14 protein-coding genes, 1 tRNA gene and 2 pseudogenes are annotated in these 26801 nt (G+C 50.4%); 9 read left to right on the top strand and 8 right to left on the bottom strand.

Annotated features, from left to right (window positions below):
* Window positions 1-288 precede the first annotated feature (288 nt).
* Window positions 289-2385: an ATP-binding protein gene (locus FW767_RS11145; protein WP_121700155.1), complete on the top strand. Its 2097-nt coding sequence runs from the start codon at window positions 289-291 to the stop codon at window positions 2383-2385.
* 92 nt (window positions 2386-2477) lie between these two features.
* Here the strand turns inward: FW767_RS11145 and FW767_RS11140 are convergent, their stop codons facing one another.
* The 3 genes and pseudogenes from FW767_RS11140 to FW767_RS11130 all read right to left on the bottom strand — a co-directional run bounded on the left by FW767_RS11140 (window position 2478) and on the right by FW767_RS11130 (window position 3899).
* Window positions 2478-3023 carry a transposase gene (locus FW767_RS11140; protein ID WP_121700156.1) on the bottom strand — a complete coding sequence of 182 codons (546 nt, stop codon included), beginning with the start codon at window positions 3021-3023 and terminating at the stop codon, window positions 2478-2480.
* 96 nt (window positions 3024-3119) lie between these two features.
* Window positions 3120-3314 (bottom strand): annotated as a pseudogene (locus tag FW767_RS13520) (ISAon1 family transposase N-terminal region protein); the annotation flags it as partial.
* A 240-nt stretch (window positions 3315-3554) separates the two neighbouring features.
* Window positions 3555-3899, bottom strand: coding sequence for a hypothetical protein (locus FW767_RS11130; RefSeq protein WP_121700157.1), 345 nt, complete (start codon window positions 3897-3899; stop codon window positions 3555-3557).
* Window positions 3900-4069: 170 nt separating this feature from the next.
* On the opposite strand from FW767_RS11130, the gene FW767_RS13170 reads away from it, so the two are divergent.
* From FW767_RS13170 to FW767_RS11120, 3 genes are all read left to right on the top strand, one after another.
* Window positions 4070-4225, top strand: coding sequence for a hypothetical protein (locus FW767_RS13170; protein ID WP_205523898.1), 156 nt, complete (start codon window positions 4070-4072; stop codon window positions 4223-4225).
* Window positions 4226-4661: 436 nt separating this feature from the next.
* Window positions 4662-5078: a hypothetical protein gene (locus tag FW767_RS11125; protein WP_147438813.1), complete on the top strand. Its 417-nt coding sequence runs from the start codon at window positions 4662-4664 to the stop codon at window positions 5076-5078.
* The gene (locus FW767_RS11120) at window positions 5059-5940 is read left to right on the top strand and encodes a hypothetical protein (RefSeq protein ID WP_147438814.1); all 882 of its coding nucleotides are present in this window, start codon (window positions 5059-5061) and stop codon (window positions 5938-5940) included. The genes FW767_RS11125 and FW767_RS11120 overlap by 20 nt, the downstream gene beginning before the upstream one ends.
* On the opposite strand, the gene FW767_RS11115 is transcribed toward FW767_RS11120, so the two are convergent.
* The 3 genes from FW767_RS11115 to FW767_RS11105 all read right to left on the bottom strand — a co-directional run bounded on the left by FW767_RS11115 (window position 5932) and on the right by FW767_RS11105 (window position 13491).
* The gene (locus tag FW767_RS11115; RefSeq protein ID WP_121700160.1) at window positions 5932-6114 is read right to left on the bottom strand and encodes a hypothetical protein; all 183 of its coding nucleotides are present in this window, start codon (window positions 6112-6114) and stop codon (window positions 5932-5934) included. The two genes, FW767_RS11120 and FW767_RS11115, sit on opposite strands and share 9 nt — an antisense overlap.
* Before the next feature lie 340 nt (window positions 6115-6454).
* Window positions 6455-9328, bottom strand: a complete 2874-nt coding sequence (locus tag FW767_RS11110) for a glycoside hydrolase family 31 protein (protein ID WP_121700161.1) — start codon at window positions 9326-9328, stop codon at window positions 6455-6457.
* 146 nt (window positions 9329-9474) lie between these two features.
* Complete coding sequence (locus FW767_RS11105) at window positions 9475-13491, bottom strand: hybrid sensor histidine kinase/response regulator transcription factor (protein ID WP_121700162.1); 4017 nt, start codon at window positions 13489-13491, stop codon at window positions 9475-9477.
* Window positions 13492-13872: 381 nt separating this feature from the next.
* Between FW767_RS11105 and FW767_RS11100 the strand changes: the two genes are divergently transcribed.
* The 5 genes from FW767_RS11100 to FW767_RS11080 all read left to right on the top strand — a co-directional run bounded on the left by FW767_RS11100 (window position 13873) and on the right by FW767_RS11080 (window position 25077).
* Entirely contained in the window at window positions 13873-17061 is a 3189-nt protein-coding gene (locus FW767_RS11100; protein ID WP_121700163.1) for a SusC/RagA family TonB-linked outer membrane protein, read from the top strand.
* Between the two features lie 32 nt (window positions 17062-17093).
* A complete protein-coding gene (locus FW767_RS11095; RefSeq protein WP_121700164.1) occupies window positions 17094-18803 on the top strand; it encodes a RagB/SusD family nutrient uptake outer membrane protein in 1710 nt (569 codons plus the stop codon).
* Between the two features lie 38 nt (window positions 18804-18841).
* Complete coding sequence (locus FW767_RS11090; protein WP_121700165.1) at window positions 18842-20797, top strand: hypothetical protein; 1956 nt, start codon at window positions 18842-18844, stop codon at window positions 20795-20797.
* Window positions 20798-20822: 25 nt separating this feature from the next.
* Window positions 20823-23468, top strand: coding sequence for a hypothetical protein (locus FW767_RS11085; protein ID WP_121700166.1), 2646 nt, complete (start codon window positions 20823-20825; stop codon window positions 23466-23468).
* 88 nt (window positions 23469-23556) lie between these two features.
* Complete coding sequence (locus FW767_RS11080; RefSeq protein ID WP_148464557.1) at window positions 23557-25077, top strand: cellulase family glycosylhydrolase; 1521 nt, start codon at window positions 23557-23559, stop codon at window positions 25075-25077.
* Between the two features lie 1369 nt (window positions 25078-26446).
* Here the strand turns inward: FW767_RS11080 and FW767_RS11075 are convergent.
* Together FW767_RS11075 and FW767_RS13350 are read right to left on the bottom strand one after the other, a co-directional pair.
* Window positions 26447-26528: transfer RNA gene (locus FW767_RS11075), tRNA-Leu, on the bottom strand.
* A 103-nt stretch (window positions 26529-26631) separates the two neighbouring features.
* Window positions 26632-26801, bottom strand: a pseudogene (locus FW767_RS13350) (IS30 family transposase); the annotation flags it as partial.

Here is a 26801-nt window from a genome sequence, read left to right as displayed (position 1 = left end):
CGGCTTATCCACATTATGGAGCATTCAACTACAGGTGAGATGAGCTAATACGAGCAGATCCGCGAAGCAATTCCCCCGGAAGCACTTGATATTATTGACGATTTCATAAACAAATACGCAGCCAGCAATTTTTTTTAAATCACCCATGCGATCAAATGCATCATAAAATATTAACTATTATATGATATTATTTACATAAAATATGTATCTTTACGTTTTAGCACATGCACTCCCGACAAGAGCGCCTTGGCTCCTATCATAAAACGACTCCAATCATAGCTCTGACACATGAACAGAAAAACGACATTCGTATCAATGGCAATGGTCATATCGGTAATTCTATGCCTTACATTATGGCGTATCGGCTCGGATGACATCAACAGGACTTTATTGTTTATATCGTTATCGCTGCTTGCCGTTATCATAATATTCTTATTGTATGTATGCTGGTCGCACCTGAAGGTAATCAACAAGATACAGAAAGAGGAAGACAAGATGCAACGCCGCCTCACAGGAATCGTGAATACCATGCCGGTGCTGTACATGTACCAAGAGATGATCACCGATGAAAACGGAGTCATTGTCGACACTATATACCGTGAAGTAAACAACCACTTCATGGAAGTCATATTTGACCGTAAAGACTGCGTGGGCAAGTACGGCAGTGAACTGTTTGCCCATTCAATGCCCATATTCATGAAGGCCTCCAATGAAGCGAAACAGACCGGCAAAGCCGTCAACTTCCAGTATTATTATCCTGATAAAAAGGTGTATTTCGACATTGTCGTACGTCCGATAGAGAACGGGCGTTTCATGGAATACTTCATGATTGACAGCTCCAACCTATACCACATACAAAAACGCATGCACAACCTCAACAAGAAAATGGGTATAGCGCTTGAGACATCGAAAGTGTCGCCATGGCGATGGGAGCTCGATAAACACATGGTATTTCTACACAAGCCCGCGCGCAACGAAAACAACGAAATAACCCATAAAGAGGTTGCCATACATGAAGAAAACATGTTCTGCGAAATTCATCCCGATGACCGCGAGAGAATACGCCGCTACACCGATGACATCAAAAACGGCACAAGGACTCAATTCAAGGAAGAGTTTCGCATGAGATATCCGACCGATGACGGTAAAAGCGCCACCGAATGGGTGGAAATGGTAGCCATAATGTCGTCAAAGGACGAAAACGGACGTCCGCTGATACTTGTAGGCTCACTTCAGATAATAACCCACCGCAAGAAAATGGAAAACGAACTTCTTATGGCTAAACAGAAAGCGGAAGAGTCAGACAGGCTCAAATCGGCATTTCTGGCAAACATGAGCCATGAGATACGCACTCCGCTGAATGCTATTGTAGGCTTCAGTTCACTGATAGCCTCGGCCGAAAACGACGAAAATAAAGATAAATACTCACAGATAATAGAAACAAACAGCGACCTGTTGCTGCAACTTATCGGAGACATACTCGATCTGTCAAAAATCGAGGCCGGAACACTTGAGTTCAAACACTCCGACTTCGACCTCAACAAGCTATTGACAGAAATAGAAAGCTCGCTGCAGCTGCGTCTGCCACATAGCAAGCCCGTGACATTGTCGCTAAAACCGGGAATGGCGCAATGCATAATAAAGTCAGACCGCAACCGCCTGACGCAGGTCATCACCAATCTTATCACCAATGCCATAAAATTTACCGAGCGCGGCGACATATCCATAAGCTATGTACAGGAAGGCGACATGCTGCGATTCCAAGTAGCCGACTCAGGATGCGGAATTGCCGACGACAAGAAGAAAGACATTTTCAAACGTTTCGTAAAACTTAATTCATTTAAGACCGGTACGGGGCTGGGACTGCCCATATGTAAAAGCATAATAGAGAGCCTTGGCGGTGAAATCGGCGTCATATCGGATTTAGGACAAGGCTCAACCTTCTGGTTCACCATACCTTACATACCCGCAGTATCTCCGGAGAAAAAAGACATGGCATCAAGAAAAATCAGCGAGTTCTCATCACAAAAAAAGACAATCCTCATAGCAGAGGACAACGACAGCAATTATGAGCTTATCGATGCCATACTATCGTCAAAATACAACCTCGTACATGCATGGAACGGCCAAGAGGCTGTCGAGATGTTTAACGAATGTAATCCCCGACTGATAATCATGGATATAAACATGCCGGTAATGGACGGCTACGAAGCTACCCGCGAGATACGTAAACTTACATCTGATGTGCCCATACTCGCACTAACAGCTTATGCCTACGCATCTGACGAGGAACGTATTCTCAACAGCGGCATGAATGCCTACATGTCGAAGCCCATAGATTCACGGTTATTGAAAAACCACGTCACCAAAATGCTAAACGAATAACCGCATGGTCAATATAGAACCATAACTGCATATAACCACACAAACTGATAATTCTGGGTCTGCGGATTTCTCCAGTTGGTAAGGCAGAGTTTTCAGGAGTATAATTTAGCGAGCCTGAACATAAAGAATTTAATGTCACCCACACCCCGGAATTGAGAACGGAATTCTTTAATCTTGGCGTTGAATGATTCGGCCAAGGCGTTTGTCAGCCTGTTCTCAAAATAGTTTATTATTGTCGTATTGTGGCATTCAAAAGTCTCAAGTACCTTGTTGAACTCGTTGTTCCCGAAAGCCTCTACCATGTTGTACCATCTTGCAAGATTGAGTCTTGCGACACCCGGACAGACTTTATCATTGAAAATATCCACAAGCTTAATGAATAGACCGTAGGCTTTCCCGATGTCCGGAAATTTTTCGAAAAGTATTTTTGCCCTTTGCCGCTGTTGGTCGTTCCATTTTGACTTGTATTTTAGAATAATATGACGGCTGCGTGCCATTATCTGCGGCAGAGTCTTGCCATTTGCCATCCTTTGGGGCTCCCATTGTCCGATAAGCTCACGCTCTTCTTTTGTTTTTGCAGCCTTGCGCCGGTCACGGTGTTCCCTGACGGCCTTGTTTTCGGCATCAGATCCCGGCAACGATAATCGCTGATTTTACCCTTATACTGCTTACGCAATGTCTGTCCGTTCAACCCGTTGCGTGATGCAAGAGTGGATATCCCAACCGGCGTTGTCTCAATCTCCATCTTTAAAAAAAGCCACGAACTCGGCGTTGAGCCGTGTGCCGTCGAACTCCCATACATCCCAGTCGTAACTGAATATCTCGCCGCTGTCCTTATCGAGCCATTTGCGCTTGCGAACATGAAGATAGGAGGCACGTCCCCGGATGGGGAAGTCCTGTATAGTGTGATATTCGCCGAATCCATAGGCAGCGACTTGCTTTGTCTATTTTGTCAAGTCAAGAATTTTGAGCGGCGATTTGAGTGCAAACGATTATATCTCCGCAAAAAGCTTGTTGGCTCTCTGTTGGTCTTGGATGATTGCTCCGAGGCTCACTCGCTGCAACTCAAATTCTGCAGTTACATCCCTAACCGAGGTCTAGAAATTACCAACCATTGAATATCCGGCATATACAGCCATACGTTTGAGGAGGTGAGATATATAACCGTCTTAGTTTTTCAGTTCATTACTGTATTCTCTCGTCTTTTCTCTCTGCCGTGCAAGTCTGTCTTCAAATCTGACTGCGGCATTAAGAGTTGACATATATCCTTTGGCTTGTTCTGACAAGGCACGGTATTGAGCCATTAGTTTTGCGCCTGCTTCTCCGCCGCGCTCGCTTGCCGTCAATGAGTTCCACTGACGGTTAAGATCTGACATTTCCTTTTTCAATCCGCCTAATGCAGATACTGCCTTTTGGCTCTGTTGCCTTACCTGCTGTGCAAGACGCTCTTTCTGTTCTAACTGAACCTTGACGATTATAGAATGATCTGCGATAGCCTTGGCTATTTTATCCAAAGCTTTGTTACCGTCCTTTATAGCTTCCTTGACGCCTGCATCAAGGTCGAATACAATTTTAAATTTTCTTCAGCCATAATCACCGCATTGTGTTAGAAAACATAAGATTGTATTGCGCTCTCATCGATTGAAATGTGTATCTTTGCACAAATTCATTAATCCCGTTTATTATGGAACTTTTATTTGTGGCCTCTTTCGGTGTCAATACCATACTGTTTATCTTTGGGCTTATATGGGCCATACTCAACATCATACTTTTCTTTAAGTTGTGGAGAGCTTGTGACGATATCAAGCGCGTAGCCGACAAATACGCCGGCCAAGAATAACGTAGATTAAGCGATAGCGAGTAGTCTTTCATTTCCATACTGCGTAAAAAGCACAAGAGCTGACCACCCACAAGGGTAATCGGCTCTCGACTTTGTTTGAGTGCGATAATAAAAAAATATAATCGATAGCAAATTGCTTGGTTTGTTGTTTTAATATTCACAAATGTATTGAATTTAGATATTTGAACAATGTGCAAATACCTATAGAATAAATGATTATATTTGCTATTGTCAACTATTTGTGCTAATTTTGTGTTGATATAGTAAACTCAAAGCCAATAGAGCTTCTACAATGTGTATACCATTAAGTGAATATCGAGAATATTTAGAGAGATTGGTCAATGAAAAAAGCCCGATTCTTTTCTCTAACGGAGGCATCGAGTATGCTTCTATACTTATGTCTGTCCTATTGAAAAATACAACACATTCTGTGTGTATGTTCTGTGAAGGTTTTAAGCCCGAATTGATAACCCAACCAGCATATTGGGAGACATTATCTCAGTATTTAGAAGACAAAGGCAAAACTCTCTATGTGCTTGTTAACTCTGATGCTTTCGTTGATAGCCAGCCTCTACGGACTCTTTTTGCAGAACAACGGGAGCGAAATTTTGATGGCACCATACAAATACGTCTTATTTCGCAGGAAGGCAGGGATGATATTCAAACCCAGTTCAATGGCGCACTGAACAATTTTGCCGTTTTCGATAATGATATGTACCGATTGGAATATGAGCCTTCCGACTACAAGGCTTTCGGTTCTTTCAATAACCCAGAGGATGCAAAGCTCCTTTTGGATTTATTCAATAGTGTATTTGAAAAATCACAACCGCTAAATGATGGAACAGCCGCCTAACGAAGTTCTTTATCTTCAAGGTTTTGCCCCGCTTATCCAATTATGGGCGGGGATTTGTTTATTGTTCTTTTACGAATCTCTTTTAGACAAGTCTCCGTTTTCTTCATTATGCAAAGAGATTAGACAACTATATCAAGATTTTATAAACCAATACAATGGATTAATTCCATCAACAGTTATTAGTGCAGACGAATATGTAAAAGACCATTGGAGCAGTAATTTTGTCCCAACCATTAAGTGCATGGCGTCAATGTGCTTCTTTTATTCAGCTTTCATACTGGCATTTATCGGAATAGAAGGCAATAACAATTATGGAGGAGCATATTACTGTGCACTCCAAGTTATGAATACTATTGTATGGCTATATCTCCTTGGTGCTATAATTTTCTATAAAGTCAAGGTATTTCATGGCTTCATATCATCCATAGTAATGTCCGTTGTTCTGCTGATATATTTTCATTTTCATTTTGCCATCAACAATACTTTTGTAGATTTTCTCTGCCTTGGAAATGTTTGGGATGAAAGTGAGATTACAATATATACAGTCTTTACTTGCATTGGTGGTATTTTGCTAATCTGTGGTCGCCTTCTTGTGTCGTGGCTTATATTACAGTGCCAGAAATGGTCTGTTCGTTCCATAAACCAAAAATTCAGAATATTTGCAGACTATAACTTAGGGCGAATCAAGAGAGGTGAATTGCCTCAAAAAGAATTTAAACGAATAATGGATATATGCAACGAGAAGTTCAGTAATAACGAAATACAAGCCATTGATGCGACTGTGTTTTCAGAGGCAATGAAAGAAGAAATTGCAAAAGAATATAGAGATTTTACAACTCGTTGGTGGCTGAAATTATATTAGCCTTACATAACAGCAATATGAAAAAGTGACATTCAACCGAGTGCCGCCCTTTTCCTCCTCTGCCATCACTTCCGCCTGAAGTTCGGAGGGCGAGAGGTATTTTTTATGCACAAGCGTGTCAGTGTCCGGTACCACGGCGGTTGAGAGTATCGCCAATACCTTGTCTTTACTCACAAGCGTGATTAATCGGTCGCTTCAGTTTGCGAATATTCGGCTTTGAATAGTAGTAGCCATCGAAGCCTTTGTTTATAAATATAAAGGAGAGACAGTTTTCAGTGTCAAGTCACCCATAGCGGAGTCACGACCAAGTTACGTAGATATCCCTTATCTTCTTTTGTCGTTCATCCTTACGATATGGCGTAATTTTAGGATAGGAAACAGAGGAGGAAGTCAATACCTTGTTTTTAGAACAAGAAAAGAGGGCCGGCCCTCTATCGGGTCGACCCTCCAACCAATTATCCACTAATCTTAGAATTACCTAAAACCATCTTGTATTGGACGGTACCTAATGAAATCAAAGTTTTACTTCCACCGAGTTGCCGCTGTAGTCAACAGTGACACCCTTGGCGGGCTTGTCAAATGCTACCTGACGCGATGGGTCAACGAGCACGACATTGAATTTGCGGTTTTTGAGCATACCGGGATATTCACCCTGACGATCGCCGATGGTAAGGGTAGACGCGGCATTGTTCCAAGCAAGAGGTATAGATGCCTTCATGCCCTTCTCATAATTATAGTTGACTCCTTCGTCATCGTACAGAGTGAAACTACCGTCGCGTCCGGCACATACGAAGAGTGTGAGCGGTTCTGTCGAAACCTCAGCCGTGGACTGGATATCGCCGCCCACAGGCAGTATAGAACCCGCACGCACATATAGAGGCATGCGTTCATACGGTGCGGCTACATTCATGGTCTCGCCGCCGGCTATGTATTTGCCGGTATAGAAGTCATACCAACCTCCTGCGGGGAAATACACCTCACGGTTACGGTCGCCGTAGTGATATACGGGAGCCACAAGCAGGTCGGGACCAAACATGTATTCGTCTCTAAGATCGCGCACATTCTTGTCGGCGGGGAAGTCCATGACAAGAGGACGCATGATAGTATAATCGTCGTAATGAGTCATGCCGGCAAGAGAATATATGTAGGGCATGAGATTGTAACGCAACTTGGTATAGTACACAATAGACTTGTAGGCAGGATGTCCTTCGGGAGCGATATTGAACACCTCACGGAAAGGCCACTGGCCGTGGGCACGGAACAAGGGGGCAAACGCACCGAACTGATACCAGCGTGTGTTGAGCTCACGCCACTCCTTGAGGTCGGCATTTTCCTTACCGGTCTTGTCAAACTCCTGCTGTGCAGCCACATAACGGTCTTCCACGCAGAAACCGCCAATGTCCATAGTCCACCAAGGTATACCGCTGACGGCAAAGTTAAGACCGGCTGACATCTGTGCGGCCATATCTTCCCAACGGGTAGCGATGTCGCCGCTCCAAGTGGCGGTAGAGTAGCGCTGCTCGCCGGCAAATCCGCTTCGGGTAAGGAGGAACACACGTTTGTCGGGGTCAACTCCACGCTGTCCGTCATATATGGCCTCGGCATTCATCAGCGCATAAGCGTTGAAGTACTGTGTCGAAGGACCGAGAGCCGTGGGAGTGATAAGGTCCTTACGGTACTGGATATCGGTACAGTCGCGGATGTTGGGCTCCGATGCATCCATCCACCATGCATCTATGCCGAGCGGATAATAATGCTCATACATCTGCTTCCAGAAGAGTTTGCGCGCATCAGGATCGTAAGCGTCATAGAACGAGCCGAGATAACCGGGGCCTACCCAGTCGCGTATGCTGTCGTTAACCGGAAGTTTGTACATCCAGCCTTTTTCATCAAATTCTTTATAATGCTCTGTCGTGACATAGAACTTGGGCCATACGGATATCATGACACGTCCGTTCATGTCATGGATCGAATCAACCATGCCTTTGGGATCGGGGAAACGCTCTTTGTCAAATTCATGGCTTCCCCAAGAATCCTGCTTCCAGTGCAACCAGTCTATAACGATATTGTCAATCGGGATATTGCGCTTGCGGAATTCGGCGAATGTCGACTCCACTTCCTCCTGAGTGTTATACTTCTCGCGGCTCTGCCAGTAACCCATAGCCCACTTCGGCATTATGGGCGCCTTGCCGGTAAGAGTGCGATAGCCCTTTATGACGTCGTCCATCGACTCACCGTATACGAAGTAGTAGTCAATCTGCTCCTGCATCTCGCCCCACCAGCTCATTTTAAGCTGCTCTTTGGGGTCGGTAGGACTGTATACGCGAAGGCCACAGTATGCCACGGCACCATTGGGTTCCCACTCTATCTTTATAGGCACACGCACACCGGCCTCCAGTTCGGTGGAGAACTTGAAGCTATTGGGATTCCATGCCGTACGCCAACGTTCGGGCACAATCAGTTCGTTGTTAATATATATTTTCTGATAGCCGGAATAGTACATGATAAAACGATACAGTCCGGAAATCTCAGGCTCGATATAGCCTTCATATGTCACATGCGAACCGTTAAACGGGAAATCGGCGGGCAGGTTGACCACATGGGCGAGATCGCCACGCTTCAGATGCTCGAAATAAATCGAGTCCTCACGCTGTACGAGCGGTTCGCTACCGTCGGCAGGTACATATGTGCCGGTCAGCGCACCCTCCTTGCCGTCCTTGTCATACAGCTTGAATACTCCGCCGAGCTGCTTGTAATCCTCAGGATTGCCCCAGCGACAAAGAGAGTAGCTGTCCCAAAGAATACCGTAGTTATCGGTCGACACGACAAATGGCACCGATACTTTGGTATTGTATTGAAAGAGCTCTTCGTTTTTACCTTTATAATTGAATTCATCGGCCTGATGCTGTCCGAGGCCGTATATGCCCTCCTCATCGTTGACCGACTTGAAGAACTGCTGCACTGTATAGGCTTTCTTGCCCTCAACCTCGATAGGAGTAAAGCGGCGTCCTCCCTCATCCTCGGCAAGAATAAGCTTGCCGTCCTTATCATAAAACAACACCTCACCGTCGGCAAGCGACACGGTGGCCGTAATGCTCGACGTGCTTACCGATACGGTAGAGTCGGTGTCGGTAACATCGAAATGCGGAACGGAATCCTGAGGTACTATAACAAGACTCGGAGTATCGGCAAACTTCCTGTCGGGAGTGGCCGACACGCGTATGAGTTTTTCGCCGAGCACCTGAAGCCTTACAAGACGTGCGCCGTCGGCATCCACGTTTTTGACATTGACCGTGATTCCGGTATCAGTCTTATCGTAGGGCGCCGATGAGCATGAAGCCACCAGCAGAGCCGAAGCGAATGTTAAGGTTAAATGTCGTAATTTCATTTTATTGATTTAATTGATAATGATGTTTATTTTTAGCAATTCAAAGTTACTAAGCATAGGTCAAAAAGACACTTAACACATGTTGAATAATAATGGCGCAAATGTCATACACTTGCGCCATTTGTTAAATTGTAAGGCATAAAATGTTATACCCCCTCTTTTTTCTGATATTCCGAGGGCGACATGCCGTATTCTTCCTGAAAATATTTACTGAAATACTTGGGGTTGTTGAAACCCATGCGATAGGCTATCTCCGATACATTAAGCTGACTTTCGCGCAGGTACTGGGCCGCCCGCTTAAGCCTGAGGAGGCGTATGAACTCTATAGGCGTCTTGCCTGTAAGCTGCAGCATTTTCTTATAAAGGTGTACGCGGCTCATGCCTAACTGACGGCTCAGTTCCTCCACCGACAGATCGCTGCGTGACAGATTTTCCTCGACATACTTCACTGCCTTGTCGACAAACTGCTCGTCAAGCGAGGTAATCTTGACCGGCTCGGGCTCCGGTTCTATGAGCGACCGCGAGGCCACCGGTCTGCGTCGCAGACCGGCAAGCCGCTTCATCTTAAGCAGCAATACCTCATTGTTGAACGGTTTGGTCACATAATCGTCGGCACCAGTGGCAAGACCTTCGACCACCGACTGAACGTCCTGCTTGGCGGTGACAAGTATGACCGGCAACCCGGCTGTAGCCTTGTCGGCCTTCATACGGCGGCACAGTTCTATACCGTCCATATGAGGCATCATGAGGTCGCTCACGACAATGTCGACTTTTTTGTCATGCAACAGCTCGAGAGCTTCCACCCCGTCGCCGGCGGTAATGACATTGAAGTCATCGCTAAGTTCGTCGCGCATGAAGTCGAGAAGATCGTGATTGTCATCAACCACGAGAGCCACAGGTTTTGAAACCTTGACCGCTTTCGGCTCCGTATGCAAGGCCGATGCATCGGTTTTGCCCGCATCCCCCGACATGCTAAGTTTAGGCGCCGGCCCCTCTCTTACGGGAATATCGACAGTAAACGTGGCTCCCCCTCCCGGGGTATCCTGCACCCATACATCGCCGTCGTGCAACCTCACATATTCTTTGACCAAATTCAAGCCTATACCCGAACCGCCATCGGCCCCCTTGCTGTTGCGGCTCTGATAAAAGCGCTCAAAGACTTGCGTCTTGTCCTCGTCGGGCACACCGCATCCGGTATCGACCACCCTGATACGCAACATCTTGCCCGTGAGAGTAAGATCGACCGTCACGGAGCCTCCGGCAGGAGTAAACTTCATGGCGTTGGAAATCAAGTTATTGAGTGTCTTACTAAGTTTATCGGCATCAAACACCATGTCAAGATGCCCGACATTAGTCTTGAACGACATGGCAATATCCTTTTTCTCGGCAGCAACGCCAAACTGATTATATACCGTCCTCAAAAACTCGATGACATCGCCTGACGAGCCGTTGAACGTAAGCGCGGCCACCTCGCTCTTGCGGAAGTCAAGCAGCTGATTGACAAGATACAGGAGTCTGTTGGCATTGGAGTAAATCGTATTCAAGCGCTTCTTCTCCTTGTCGTCGCGCGTATCCTTCAGCATCGACTCTATAGGCGACAATATCAGCGTAAGAGGGGTGCGCAATTCATGGCTGACATTGGTGTAAAACCTGAATTTGAGTTGGTTAAGTTCTTCCTGCTTGCGGGCAGTCTCCTCGCGACGCTTTTCAGTATACCGCTTACGCTCTGAACGCCGCACCACATAAAACACCATTATTACCGCACCTATGGCAAGCAGAGCATAAAGGATCTTGGCCCAGAGCGTACCCCATATAGGCGGATCGATAACTATGGTCAGTGTATTTTCGGCATCACCCTCCACACCGTCATTGTTGATAGCCTTGACGACAAGCCGGTAAGTGCCCGGCGGTATATTGGTATAAGCGGCATGATGCATGCCGGGCGGGCACTCCATCCAGTCCTTGTCGAAACCTTCGAGTTTATAGTAATATGTCGTGTACTGAGGCAGTACGTAATTGTCGGTGGCAAATGTCACCGCGAAACTGTTCTGCCTGTATCCCAACTCAATCTTCGACGTATGGTTGAGCGCTTCGGCAAGCACTATACGTCCGTCATATTTACGTCCCGGCTCTATCTTCTCATTCAGAAGACTCAGCCCGGTAAACATGACCTTAGGCCGGCGCAGATTGTAGTGAATGCTGCCCGGTGTCACCATATTCAATCCGTACAGGCCGCCGGCCACAATGTCGCCGTTGTCAAGCCGGGCGAGCGAACGCTGGTTGAAAGTACAGTTCTGCAGGCCGTCCTTGCCGCCGTATACACGCGGTTCAAATCTGTAACCGGGATTGTTGAAGTCATTTTCCACCTTGATATTGACAAGACTGCCGTCGACACTCACCCACATCGTATGGGCGGCGTCCTCCTCCACTCCAAGTATGTAAGGACGTGGCACGTCGTCAAACACCGCCACGTCATATACCGAGTCGCGCTTCATGTCGTATACGTTCAGTCCCTCGCGGGTAGCAAGCCACAACAGCCCGCGGCTGTCAAATAAAAGCTGGCTTATATAAGGGCTGGCAAATTTCTTGCTGCCGTCGCGCGACCCTTCGAAGGTGATTATCTTCTTTGTCACCGGGTCGATGACCGACACTCCGGCAGTGGTACCGGCATAAATCTTACCGTCGGCCCCGCGGCACAGTGAATTTATATAGTCGCTCTCAAGTCCGGTAGTGGCCTTGTCATACGTGGTAAAACGCCCAGTAGCGGGGTCAAGGAGCTGCAGGCCCCCGCCGAGGGTACCCACCCACAACGTGCCGTCGGGATTCTCGAGAAGCGCCCATACATTATCGTTGGCAAGTCCGTCGGCCACAGTATAGCCGCGAAACGCTCCGTTTTTATAATGCTTCAGCCCCCGGGTAAATGTACCTGCCCACACACTGCCGTCGCGCGACGGGGTTATACACGCTATAGCCGCATGATGGCTGCCGTCGGCAGGGTCATGGATGATGCGCCGTTCATCGGTCATGCGATTCCACAGTATCAGTCCCTCCTTGTCGGTACCTACCCATACCATACCCGGAGTAGAAGCCGACATCACGCAGTTGACATCGGGAAACGGCTCAAGATCAAACTTAAACTCGCTGTCGTTGCATACCGACACTCCTTTTTTCTGTGTGCCCACCCACATGGCGCCTGCATCATCAATATACATGGTAGTCACCGAGTTATTGCCCAGCGAATAAGCGTCTATGGGATTATTGACTATATGCCGCTCCCCTACTCCTTTCTCCACAAGCAGTATGCCGTCGTTGTCAAGACCCATCCATATAAGTCCGTCAGCATCCTGAGCCATGGCCCTCACCGATCCGGGCATTATCGACTTAGGCACCACCGACATGTCGATACGTCCCGAATGCGTGTCATAGGCCCACAACCCGGCCTCGCCGAAAGCCCACAAAAGGCCGTCGCGGTCAGCGAACAGCCACATATTCTCCTGATGGGGATCGTTGACGCCAAACGTTTCGACACTCGCCACCACAGCAAGGTCACTGTCAATTATACTTATACGTCCGCGATTGTCGATAACGGCGGTCATAGAGTCTTTCATCGCAGTCACTCCAGTTATCTCGCGCCCGTCTGATGACAGCGGGGTCATCTTGTCGGTACGGCCGTTTTTATACCTGTAAAGGCCGTCATTGCGAACGTTCATCCATATACCGGTAGGCAGTATATTCATATATGAGGGTATGGCATTGATACCCATCTTCCGGAACTCCGGCAATACATTGTTGTCAAACCGGTCATGCACCGGATCATACACACTATAGGAGTCGCCCATATGAATCCATATACGGCCGTTATCGTCCTGAAGCAATCGGTCGATATAGCTGTCATTCAAGGCGGTGCTGTCGGTCGGGTCACCGCGATATACCTTTATATTATATCCGTCATAGCGATTGAGACCCGAAGATGTGCCGAACCACATAAAACCCTCTTTATCCTTAAGTATGCTGTTGACTTTATTATTTGACAAACCGTCACCGGCCTCGATGTGCTTGAACCGTAACGGCCCCGCTGCCGCCGACGAAACAACCGCAAGCATAAACAGCATCATCAATAACGAATGATTTCTCATAATACGCTTCATGATATATAGTTTCATGATATGTTAATGTGTTTGAATTACAAATATAAGAATATTTGCCGAAAACCGAAAAAATATAAAACTCCGGACTCAACAGGTCAGTGCCAAGCCCCACCCCAAAAACAGCGTTTTGAAAAGGGGCCGTAGCCACGCTCCCTTTTCAAAACGCTGTTTTATAACAGTTTTTATACTTTATAAAACATTTTATACCTATCAGAAAAACATTTAATCCCAAAGCAGGCCGGTATGATACCTGTTAATTTTACATTTTAACCTTTAAAATATATGAAATTGGTATAATTTTGTCACGGTTAATCTTACGCTAATTTAACATAAGCACTTACCTAAGACAACCTGAAACTTAAAACAACTAAACTCTAACACTTAAAATCACTTTCAATGAGAAAAAGACTAATGGAACATTGCCGGGAGTCACGACTCTTCCGCATTGCATTGGTGACATTGTGCCTCTTGACCTGTGTATGTCATGTGCATGCCGAACCGGTCACTGTGACGGGTACAGTGACCTCAGCAGCCGACGGCGAACCGCTTATCGGCGTCACCGTTCAAGTCAAAGGCACCGCCAACGGTACTTCGACCGACATTGACGGTAACTACTCTATCAAAACCGAGACAGGCGCTGTGCTCCTGTTTTCTTACGTGGGCATGACCTCCCGCGAAATCACCGTAACATCCGACCGTCTTGATGTGGCGCTTCTCGAGAACTCCGAAGTGCTCGATGAAGTGGTGGTAGTCGGTTACGGCGTACAGAAAAAGAAACTCGTCACCGGCGCCACCGCGCAGATCAAGGGCGACGACATCGCCAAAATGAACACCACCTCGCCTTTGCAAGCAATGCAGGGACAGCTCCCGGGCGTTAACATCGCATCCGAGTCAGGACGTCCCGGCTCAGGCATGAAGGTTACCATCCGCGGTCTTGGCACTACGGGCAATGCCGCACCTCTTTATCTTATAGACGGTGTGGGAGGCGACCCCGCCACCCTCAACCCGGCCGACATCGAGTCCATTGACGTCCTTAAGGACGCAGCCAGCGCGGCCATTTATGGCGCGCAGGCTGCCAACGGCGTAGTCCTCATCACCACCCGTCAGGGCAAAGAGGGCACAGCCAAGGTCACTTTCGACGGCTACTACGGCATACAGAGCGCTGCCCGTAAAATCAAGATGCTCAATGCCCAGCAGTATATGACCATCATGGACGAGCAGCAGATCAACAGCGGTCTTGAGCCTTACAACTGGTCATCGATCAACAGCATATGGCAGCGCGACGCAGAGGGCAATCCGGTAAGCGTATATGACACCGACTGGATCGACACCATGTTTAAGGACAACGCCGCCACACAGAGCTACACCATAGGTGTAACCGGCGGCTCGGCCGCATCCACATATGCCATGTCGCTCGGCTATATCGATCAGGAGGGTATAGTAGGAGGCAAGGAAGCCAACAACTACTCCCGCTACAACTTCCGCATCAACTCCGACCACAAGCTCTTCAACGGCCTCATCACCGTCGGCGAGCAGGCCAGCTTCATATATGTAAAGCAGCACGGTATCGGCGTAGGCAACCAGTACAACAACGGCCTTCGCGGAGCTTTCTACACCTCGCCTCTCGCTCCGGTGTACAATCCCGACGGCCCGTTCGGTTACAACTCCACGGTAAACTCCGACTGGAACAAAGGCGACGGCAACCCCTACGCCAACATGATGCTTCTTAAAAATCAGGACAAGAACGCCACATTCTCGGGCAACGTATATGCTCAGCTCGAACCCATCAAGAACCTGCGTATACGCACCGTATTCGGTATTGTATACGGCGCCAACGAGTCACGCAGCTTCGAGCCTGTATATCAGCTCACATCGACCGACACCTCCCACGCCTACACCAAAGTCACCCAGCAGAAGACCAACTCGCTCGGCATGACATGGACCAACACTGCCACCTACGACTGGAACATCGGCGAACACGCTTTCAACGCCCTTATCGGTATGGAGGCTTACCGCTATCAGGGTTCATACCTCGAAGGCAAGCAGGGCTACCTCAAAGAGGGCTTCGATGACTGGGAACACGCTTGGGTCAGCAACGGCACAGGCGCATCGACCGCCGACGGCCTCAATGCCGCAGGCTTCCCCCACGACGAGTCGCGCTCGGTCAGCTACTTCGGCCGTCTCGGCTGGAACTGGCAGGAAAAATACATGATCAACGCCACATTCCGCGCCGACGGTTCTTCGAAGTTCGCACGCGGCCATCGCTTCGGCTACTTCCCCTCGGTATCGGCCGGATGGAACATTTCCAACGAATCGTTCATGGAGTCCACCGCCTCTTGGCTCGACTTCCTAAAGCTCCGCGTCAGCTGGGGTCAGGTGGGTAACCAGAACATAGACAACTACCAGTACCTGTCACCGATCAAAAACACCTACGCCAACTACTTCTTCGGCGAGTACTTCGGACCCAACGGAGTGTACAACGGCGACTATAACACCATATGGTCCAACAACTGGGGCGCATATCCCAGCCAGCTCGGAAATCTCGGCGTGACTTGGGAAACCTCGGAACAGACCAACATCGGTTTTGACGCCCGACTTCTCAGCAACCGCCTGTCGGTCAACTTCGACTTCTATCTCAAGACCACACGCGACTGGCTTGTCAAAGCTCCCATCCTCGCCACTGCCGGTACAGGCGCACCCTTCATCAACGGAGGTGATGTGAAGAACACCGGTGTCGAGCTAAATATTACGTGGAATGACGTCATAGGACGCGACTTCTCCTACAGCGTAGGCATAAACGGCGCTTGGAACAAGAACAAAGTCGGTTCAATACCCAATCAGGACGGTATCATACACGGTAATTCCAACGAGCTTTACAACAACACCCCCGAATTCTACCGCGCCGAAAACGGCAAGCCCATCGGTTACTTCTGGGGCTTCAAGACAGCCGGCATATTCCAGAATCAGGAGCAGATCAACCAGTGGCTGCAAGCTGGCAACGGCGTGCTTCAGGATAATCCCCAGCCGGGCGATGTCATATTTGTCGACGTAAACCGCGACGGCATCATCGACGACAACGACAAGGTCGATCTCGGCAACGGTATGCCCAAACTGTCCTATGGCTTCAACATCAACCTGTATTGGAAGAACTTTGACCTCGGAGTCGTGGCCACTGGCGTAGCAGGCAACAAAATCGTACAGAGCTACCGCAGCTGGGACAGCCAGCAGGCCAACTACACCACCGCCATCCTCGACCGCTGGACAGGCGAAGGCACATCCAACCGCATACCCCGCGTGACCAACCAGAACATCAACTGGCAGTTCAGCGACCTGTATGTACAGGACGGTGACTACCTCCGCATCAGCAACCTGACTCTGGGCTACAACTTCGCTCCGCTCATCAACCAGAAGTGGTGCAGCCAGTGCCGTCTCTACTTCCAAGCCCAGAACCTCATCACTTGGACCAAGTATGACGGCATGGACCCCGAGATCGGTTACGGTACACAGTCATGGGTATCGGGCGTCGACATAGGTTACTATCCGCGCCCCCGCACATTCCTCTTCGGTGTCAACCTTTCATTCTAAGATTTGAAAACTCATAAGTTTATTTACATATTATGACTAAAATAAGATACAATATACTGACTATAGGTGTTGCCGCCGCCCTCGGACTCTCGTCATGTGCCGAGAGCTTCCTCGACGTCAACTCCAAGACAGAGTCCAACACCGACAACTTCTACAAGACCGAGGCCGACGCATGGCGCGCACTCATAGGCTGCTACAACGGCTGGCGTCAGACATCGAGTTCTCCCGGCGTGGGATTCTATGTAGCCTCCACCATAATGGGTGATGAGTGCTACGGCGGTACCGGCAACTCCGACGGACGCAACTATCAGGTCATCGACCGCTTCGATCAGGCCGAGTCGCCCGCCGACCTGCAGATGTTCACTCTTGACTGGCAGCGCTACTACGCCGGGGTATACCGTTGCAACGAGCTTATAACCCGCGAAGATCAGATTCAATGGTCGCAGACCGGTTCAAACCGCAGTCTTTATATGGGTGAGGTACGCGCGCTGCGCGCACTTCTCTACTTCGACATGGTACGCCTGTGGGGACACATACCCTTGTTCCTAACTCCGGTCAACGAAAATCGCGAGCAGGCCGACCCCGCCGAAGTTTATGCAGCCATATTCGAAGACCTGAAGTATGCCATAGAGAATATTCCCGATAACGCCAATCTTACAAAGGACCAGTTCGGACGTATAACAAAGTATGCGGCCGAAGCCATCCTCGCGCGTGCGTATCTATTCTACACCGGATACTACGGCAAAGAGCCCGGCTTCACCGATGCCGAGGGCAACACCACCGGAGTTGTCACCAAAGCCGACGCCCTTGCGGCCGTAGAGGACGTGATAGCAAGCGCCAACTACGAATTGCTTGACGACTATAAGAACTTCTGGCCCGCCTCGTCGGTCGTGGCCAACATCACATCCCCCGGATGGAACAACGAAGCCACAACCTATGCCGGCGACGCCAACAAGGAAGTGGTGCTCAGCATGAACTTCACCCCGATGGCTTCATATGCTACCGACGGTGCCGCCGATGGCAACCGCTGGCAGGTCATGATGGGTATGCGCAGCCCTCTCAGCGTAGTGCCCTACTACACCGGTTGGGGAGCATGTACCGTGATACCGAGCTTTATTAACAGAATTTATGACGCGGCCGATCCACGACGCAAAGCGGGTGTCATAGACATCAACGGCGAAGGCATAAACAGCGACGCCAATTTCAAGCCGTCATACAATGACTGGCGCGAATACACGGGTTACACCGTAAAAAAATATTCGCCGCTCGCATTCTATCAGCTTGACGATGCAGGCAACCTTGTCATAAAAAATGCCAACATGTCTACCGGAGCAGGCGATATGCAGATAAACAACTGTCAGCCGTACAATATAGTACGCTATGCCGACGTTCTTCTTATGGCAGCCGAGTTAGGATCGCCGCAAGCAGCCGCATACATGCACGAGGTGCGTAACCGCGCAGGGCTCGGCGACATAGCCGTCACACAAGAGAACATCATGGCCGAGCGTGCCCGCGAACTCGCTTTTGAAGGCATACGTTACTGGGATCTTCTCCGTCAGGGCGTGGATGTCATGGCCGATGCGGTAGTGGCAGGAGCCGGCGACGTGATGAACGGAGGTTCACCCGCTCGAGTAAGCTACGACAAATCCAAGATCGTGGCCAAGAAAGGTCTCTGTCAGATACCCAATGACCAGATAGTCCTTTCAAACGGCGTGTTGAAACAAAACGAAGGCTGGTATTAAGACAACACACACCATAATAATCATATCATCAGAAAACTATGAAGTTTAAGTATTATTCATTTCTTGCAAGCGCGGTCCTTATGCTGGCTGCCGCTTGTACGCCTGACGACCATGACCTGTCGGCTCCCGAACTGACTGCCGACGACCTCGTGGAAGGCAAAGCCTACAAGGTCGAAATCGATCAGGCCACCAACAAAGTCACTATGACAAGTCTGCTCGGCAACAAATATGTTACCAGCTGGATACATCCTCAGGGCATCGAGAAGAAAAACTCTACCGAAGCCCGCATACCCTTCGCCGGCGACTATGAAGTCAAGTTCGGCGTAATGACCCGCGGCGGCATGGTATATGGCGCGCCCTACAAATTCTCCATCAACACCACCAACGGCGACCTGCTTACCGACCCGCTGTGGACATACCTCACCGGCGGCGCAGACCAGTCCAAGACTTGGGTCATGGACCACGGACAGCTCGATCTCGGCTCATTCACATTCATATGTGCGCCTATGGGCTGGGACAAGTTTACCGACGGTAAAGAGTACACTGAAGCTGACTATCCCACATATAAAGAGGACGGAGTAGACAGCCCCAACTGGTCATGGGGCGCCGGCGAACCCGACTGGTTATTCGGGGGGAATAGCGAAATATATGCCGCTATGCCTGAACTTACATTTGACCTCATAAACGGAGCCAATCTCACCGTCAACGGTGTCACCAAGCCTTTTGTAATGGACCCCGACCGCAAGACCCTCACCATGCCCGCAGGTGTAAAATGGCTTGCCCCCGACGTAGCCGACAACTGGCTCGTGGACTGGGTGAACCTCGAACTCGTGAAGCTCAACGAACACGTGCTCGGCATCAAGGCCATACGTAACGACGGCAAGGGTGGCAACGGCGACCAGCGCATGGTCATATGCTATGTCGAAAAAGGCTGGGACGGCACTTGGCCCTCGGGCGGTCCGTCGGCAGAGCTCGCTCCCGTACAGCAGCCCTCTTACGACAACCTTGCGGAGTCGCTCTTTACAATCGTAGGCTCCGACGCGTCTTATCTCGGCACAGCCACGACCCTGCTCCTAAACGACGAGACTCCGTATGACTACATGTGGTGGAACGGCGCTGTGAAACAGGACGGAGCGCCCGTCGGCGCATGGCAGTGGATCGGCAACTACGGAACTCCCTCCGCTCCCGCTTACCCCGCCATCGATGACTTCGCCCTTACTCTCGAACGCAATAACGGCACATACAAGGCTTCACTTGAAACCATTGACGGTGCTTCGGCTTCGGCATTCACCATCGAAGGCAACAAGCTCGTATTCGAGAAAGAGATAACTCTGCTAAGCGTTGACAACATATCAATCAGCGGCAAAGAATTTACCGTAATGGCATGCGACCCCGACAATGAGGAGATAGTGCTCGGCGTTCCCGCCGCAAAAGACGAGACCGGTGCAGTGAACCGCTACCTCTGCGCCCGCCTCAAAATCAAGCCCATCGGCGGCGGACAGACCGGTCCTACCGTACTCGCAGTGGACAACAATTATGTCAAGAGTTATCTTGAATCAGGCGATCATTACCGTATAGAATTATATAACGCTTTCTATGATGAAGATGGTCTGTATCCTATTGACTTAACAAAACTTCGTTTCAAAAAAGGACAAACAATCAAGATTCGTTTCACCTTGTCCGGAATAGACTGGAAAGCTGATAGTGATCCTAAAGTGCTCTTAGCCCACAATTTCGACAAAGATCTGGATCCTTTCACATGGCCTTCCGGAGGTGCAGGTTTTGATGTTCCATCAGCTGTATCGCTCAATAAGAATGGCGAAACCGAAATATCGCTGACTAACACATCTGACAAGACACTAAAATTTGAAGGAACAAGTTGTTTAACCATATGCATACAGCAAAAAGGACTCGTCAATTCTCCTGTTGATGCCGACGGAAATATCGATGCAAGTCAGGTTACAGCTTCCGTTACGTCATTAACCATCGAATAAATTTACCTTAAAGGAACAGTAAACAATGAAGAAAAACAAAATATTTATATTCGCGTCGCTGCTGCTCGGCCTCTCGTTTGCCGCCTGCGATGACGATGACAATTACTTCATTTCCACCGACCCCGTTATCGACGCTTCGTCGATAACGACCGGGTCGTCGGATGTGACCGCCACAACCGCTACCCTTTACGGTACGGTCAAGGGCCTTGACGACAAGAGCGCCGCATTCTACAAGGTCGGCTTCAACTACGGCTACGAGCAGAACGCTCTGACCAACACCGCCGACGGCACTCTCGTCAAGGGTGAGGGCCGCGCCGACGGAGGCACCACCATCACCGCCGCACTCTCGGGCCTGCCTACCGGCAAGACCATCTACTATCAGGCTTTCGTGACCCTGAAAAATCAGGTGACATTCACCGGCGAGGTAAGCTCGCTCGTCACCACCGACGCCAAAGTCACCACCGCCGACGCGCAGTCGGTTGACTTCACCGGCGCAGTAATGGGCGGTCAGGCCACCGACGCTACTCCCGACGCTACCGTGGGCGTTGTCATAGCCACCGCTCCCGACGTCGAGACTGTGCGTGCCGGCCTTATTCTGCCTGCAGCATCGCAGGAAGCAGCGTTTACCGTGGCCAAGAGCGGCCTTGCTCCCGCCACCAAATACTATTACGCCGCTTATCTCGACCTCGGTTCGGGCATAGTGTACGGCGATGTAAAGGAGTTCACCACCGCCGCTGCCGACTTTGATGCCGACAACGACTTCGTGGACCTCGGCCTCTCCGTAAAGTGGGCCAAGAGCAACCTCGGTGCAAAGAGCGCCACTGACCTCGGCGGACTCTTCGGCTTCGGCGATGCCACCGGTGTCAACAACTCCTTTGACCCCGCTCAATACGCCTCAGCCGACATCTACAAGACCAAGCAGGACATCGTATGGCTTGCTTCCGACGGCGTAGCCACACTTCCCTCGGCTGCCGACTATGAAGAGCTATTCGCAAAGTGTAAGGCCGAATGGACTGAAGTAGACGGCGTGGCCGGATATCAGCTCACAGGCCCCAACGGCAACTCCATCTTCCTGCCCGCCGCAGGTACACGCACCGCCAATGACGTGACCGGCGAAGGCACTACCGGCTACTATGCCACCGGCTCTATCAACGTGTCTGACAACACATTTGCCGACGGCTTCCAGTTCTTTTCGGGCAACAGCACAAAAATATCGGTGCCCGTATATCAGGCTCTCTCGGTGCGCGCCATATCTACTGCACGCAACGTACCCTTCGAAAAGGCACATCTATATACCAAGTGGTATCTTGACAACGGTCAGGACGGAAAGCAGCACGTATTTGAAGGTCCGTTCACCCAGTGGGGCGACACCGACAACTGGAACACCGTGACCAACAACTACCCCAACCTCGACCAGCAGATACACTGGGAGATGGGCACGGATAGCGGATGGATCGGCTACACCTACGGCAAGGACTACGGCTACATGGAATTTACCGAGGACGGTAAAGTAAACATACACCGCATAGCCGAGGACGGCACCGTCACTGACGAGACCGGCACCTACACCATCAATGAGAACGACAAGACCATCGACATAGACGTAGACGTAATTTGTGCCAACACATGGATAGGCACTAAGAGCGGCAAGCTCAAAATACTCGCCCTCGACAACGACGGACTGCGCATAGCGCTCCCCAACGGCGACGGTTACGCATACTCGCTCAACTACTACAGCGAGCGCAAGCGTGAGTTTGACGACGCCACTCCGGTGAACTTCCAGTGGGTTGACGGCAACTGGGCCGGCAACTGGGGCGAAATCATCGACCGCATCGACGCCGACGCCCTTGACGGCAATCACACCCTAACCTACTCGGGAAGCGCTGTGAGCGCCATGGTGGTCAACATCGATTTCCAGAACATCGTTGCCAAGTACCCGAATGTGGTTATATTCATAAACGAAATCCGCACCGACGGCACCGCCATCAAGTTTGACGCCAACAACTTCTACTATGGCGACATTGAAAATAACGGCAACTACCGCATAGAATTATTCAACATATGGGGCAAGGGCGCAGCCGACGGCAAGATAGTGAAGAGTCCGTTCAGCGCCGCCGTCAATGTAGAGAGCGACCCCGCTGTCAGCTTCACCTCCAAGATTGAGGTTGACTACACGATCATCACCAATCCTGCGGCATATACACCCGGTCTTATAACCATCACTCCCGATTGGGCAGGTGACTGGACCGGACCTAACGACGGCTCGTTCACACCGGTTGTCGATGATAATTGCAAGATAGTTCCGAGCAAGAAAGAATTTGACATCACGCTAAACGCCGGCGGCACCGATTACTCCGCAGGCTCAATCATGACGTTTATCAACACGGCAAACCTCATGGATGCATTCCCCGCAACCCGCATGACCCTTACCGATATAGCCATCGACGGCACTGCGCTTACCGGATGGGATGCCGCCAAGGTACCCAACTCCAGCGACGGCAACCAGCATCGCCTCGAACTCTGGAATACTTATGGAGTGACTAATTCCGCAGGATGCGCGTTCGGCACTCCGAGCGATACCGATCCGGCTGTCGTTTCAGAACTCGGCTTCACGACTTCAATGCGCGTCAGGTTTACTGTCGACAGTTTCTTCCCGACCGTAGAGTGGTAAAATAGCCCATAATCCACAAGGGCGCCGATTTGACACGCGGCGCCCTTCATAAACACTGCAAATATTTAATACTTACCAAATACAATTTATGAAAATATTCAGAAAATTATATCTTCTTATGTCACTCGCCGTGGTTCTGCCTTTCGCATCATGCAGCGACGATGACAACGACAGCCGCTTCGAGACTATCGACATACCATCGGAGCTCCTTGCCGAAGGCATCGCGGTTGAGCCTGCCGGAGGCATCACATCGTTTGTAGCCAAGTCATCGGTTCCCGTACAGACCCGCGTAGAAAGCGCCGACGTTGACGAAGAAGGCAAACCCGCCGACGCATCGTGGCTCACCACTTCGGTAGCAGGCGATATAGCCAACGGATACACCGTGACCGTGACCACCCAACCCAACGAAGGCAAAACCGCCCGCTCGGCAAAAGTGCATGTATTCGCCCAGAACGTGGCACGCACCGTGCTCGTCAAGCAGACATCGGCATACGTAGTGCCCGAGCCTGGCCCCGACGCCACTATCAAAGACATTTCGGCCATTGACCTTGTCAAACTCATGACCACAGGCATCAACATAGGCAATACAATGGAGGTACCTTCAGGCGAGACCGGATGGGGCAACCCCAAGGTCAACCAAGACTACATCAAGGGCCTGAAGGCTCTCGGCTTTAACGCCGTGCGCGTACCCTGCGCTTGGGACAGCCATGTGACCGACAAGAATAAAAACACCATCGACCCCGACTGGCTCGCCCGCGTGGACGAAGTCGTAGGCTGGATCGTGGCCGAGGACATGTATGCCATCGTCAACATACACTGGGACGGCGGCTGGCTTGAGAACAACGTACAGAACGCCTACAGCGAGGAGATTAACAAGAAGCAGCACGACTACTGGACCCAGATAGCCGGCCAGCTCAAGCACTACGACGAGCATCTGCTCTTCGCCGGCATGAACGAGCCCGGCTATAACACCGATGCCCAAGCCGAGCAGTCGGTACAGAACATCATCAAGTATCAGCAGACCTTCATCAACGCAGTGCGCGCCACCGGAGGCAACAACTCGCTGCGCCACCTCGTAGTGCAGGCTCCGTCGACCAACATAGACCTCTCGGTCAAGGACAACTACATCAAGCACATGCCTGTCGACCCCGTCTCGGGAAAACTATTTGTAGAAGTACACTTCTACGACCCGTCAGACTTCACCATACTGGAAAAGGACAACGACTGGTTTCAAGGTTCACGCGTGAAATGGTTCTGGGGTGCCGCAAACCTTGTGGCGGGCTCAGACCGCAACTCAACCGGACATGATGAAAACTCCGTGGCCACGCAGTTTGCCAAAATGAAGTCGGCTTACGCAGACAAAGGCATCCCCGTCATACTCGGCGAGTACAGCTCTGCCATCCGCGCCAACGCCACTCCGCTCGACAAGCACGAGGCATCACGCGCGCTGTGGAACGAAGTCGTGACCCGCGAAGCCCGTAAAAACGGCTGCATACCTTTCTACTGGGAGACAGGCGGCGACATCAGCCGCACCGACGGCAAAGCCAAGTGTCAGTACGCCATCGACGGCATAATGCGCGGCGTACAGGCTTCGGCCTACCCTTTCTGAAAATAAGTTTGCACACTTTTCCGCACCAAAGAACATAAGACACATCACACAAGGGCGAGGACTCCGGTCCCCGCCCTTTCTCTATCCCCCGTCCACCAACCACCCCACCCATACCCATCCAAAAATAATGTCGTTAAACAGCCAATGCCGGTAGGGACGCCAGTACCACGGCGTCCGGCCACGACCCGAAGGCCACCAATAGGCACCTACCCGCATAACCACCCAAAACCAATATACCTACCCACAACCGCATCCCCATAGCCCCTACCCACGTAACCACATAAAAATAAGGTCGTTAGACAACCAATGCCGGTAGGGACGCCAGTACCACGGCGTCCGGCCACGACCCGAAGGCCACCAATAGACACCTACCCGCATAACCACCCAAAACCAATATACCTACCCACAACCGCATCCCCATAGCCCCTACCCACGTAACCACATAAAAATAAGGTCGTTAGACGACCAATGCCGGTAGGGACGCCAGTACCACGGCGTCCGGATACGACCCGAAGGTCACCAATAGACACCTGCCCGCATAACCACCCAAAACCAATATATTCACCCACAACCACATCCCCATAGCCCCTACCCACGTAACCACATAAAAATAAGGCCGTTAGACGACCAATACCGGTAGGGACGCCAGTACCACGGCGTCCGGCCACGACCCGAAGGTCACCAATAGACACCTACCCGGCCCTCCACAACCCGGTATACCCGCCCACAACCGCATCCCGCATGGCCGTCCGGTTTCACGGGCGCCGTACTACTGGCGCCCCTACCCGCCTGCAGCCATTGGACTGATTGTGGCAGCCCATCTGACCCTCCATCGGGTTTTGCGGCTGACCTTGAAAATCGCCGAGATAGCGAGAGCCTGCAAAGGCTCCTGCCCAACGGTAGCCGGGGACAAGCCGGCCTTCGGACGGCGCAGTCTCCGGTATGCAGCACCCCACAATTTATGAGTCTGCAAAGACTCATGCCGACAGTAACAAGCACGAGTCTTTGCAGACTCGAACATGTTCGAGACCAATTTCCCGGTCCGGACACTTCGTGACCGGCTAACAAATGGCATGAGCCTTTACAGGCTCGCTCCGTTATCAGCCGTCAATAGGGTTGGCATAAACGCCGGTACCACGGCGTCCGGCTACGACCCGAAGGCCGCCCACAAACCGAATAACCACCTACCCATATGGCCGCCCATAAACCAATATACCCACCCACAACCACATTCCGCATGGCCGTCCGGTTTCGCGGGCGCCGTACTACTGGCGCCCCTACCCGCCTGCTGCGCTTAGCAGTTCAACCGGGTTTTTCAGCGGCCACATAAAAAATCAGGCCGTCAATCGCAAGATTGACAGCCTGATTGTACCCGGACCCGGGATCGAACCGGGATGGATTGCTCCACCGGTGTTTGAGACCGGCGCGTCTACCGATTCCGCCATCCGGGCGTTCGGTAGTGCAAAGGTAGATAGTTTTTTTCTGTTTTGCAAGTGTTTTTCATTAAATCGACCGTAGGTTCAACTGGTGTAGAGTCCAACAGCAAATGCAAATTTATCCAACGTGTGCGAAAAAACGCGCCTTAGGTGTATCAAAGTTTATTTTCTCTCGTGGTCTGCGGTTCAATTTCTTTTGTATTTCCATTATTCTCTTATCAGAGAAGTCGTCAAAATTTGATTTCTTAGGGATATATTTTCTAATTATCTTATTTGCATTTTCAATGG

Origin of the sequence: Heminiphilus faecis (assembly GCF_008728965.1) — a bacterium.
Lineage (GTDB): Bacteria > Bacteroidota > Bacteroidia > Bacteroidales > Muribaculaceae > Muribaculum > Muribaculum faecis.
This window is presented reverse-complemented; position numbering and strand designations above follow the sequence as displayed.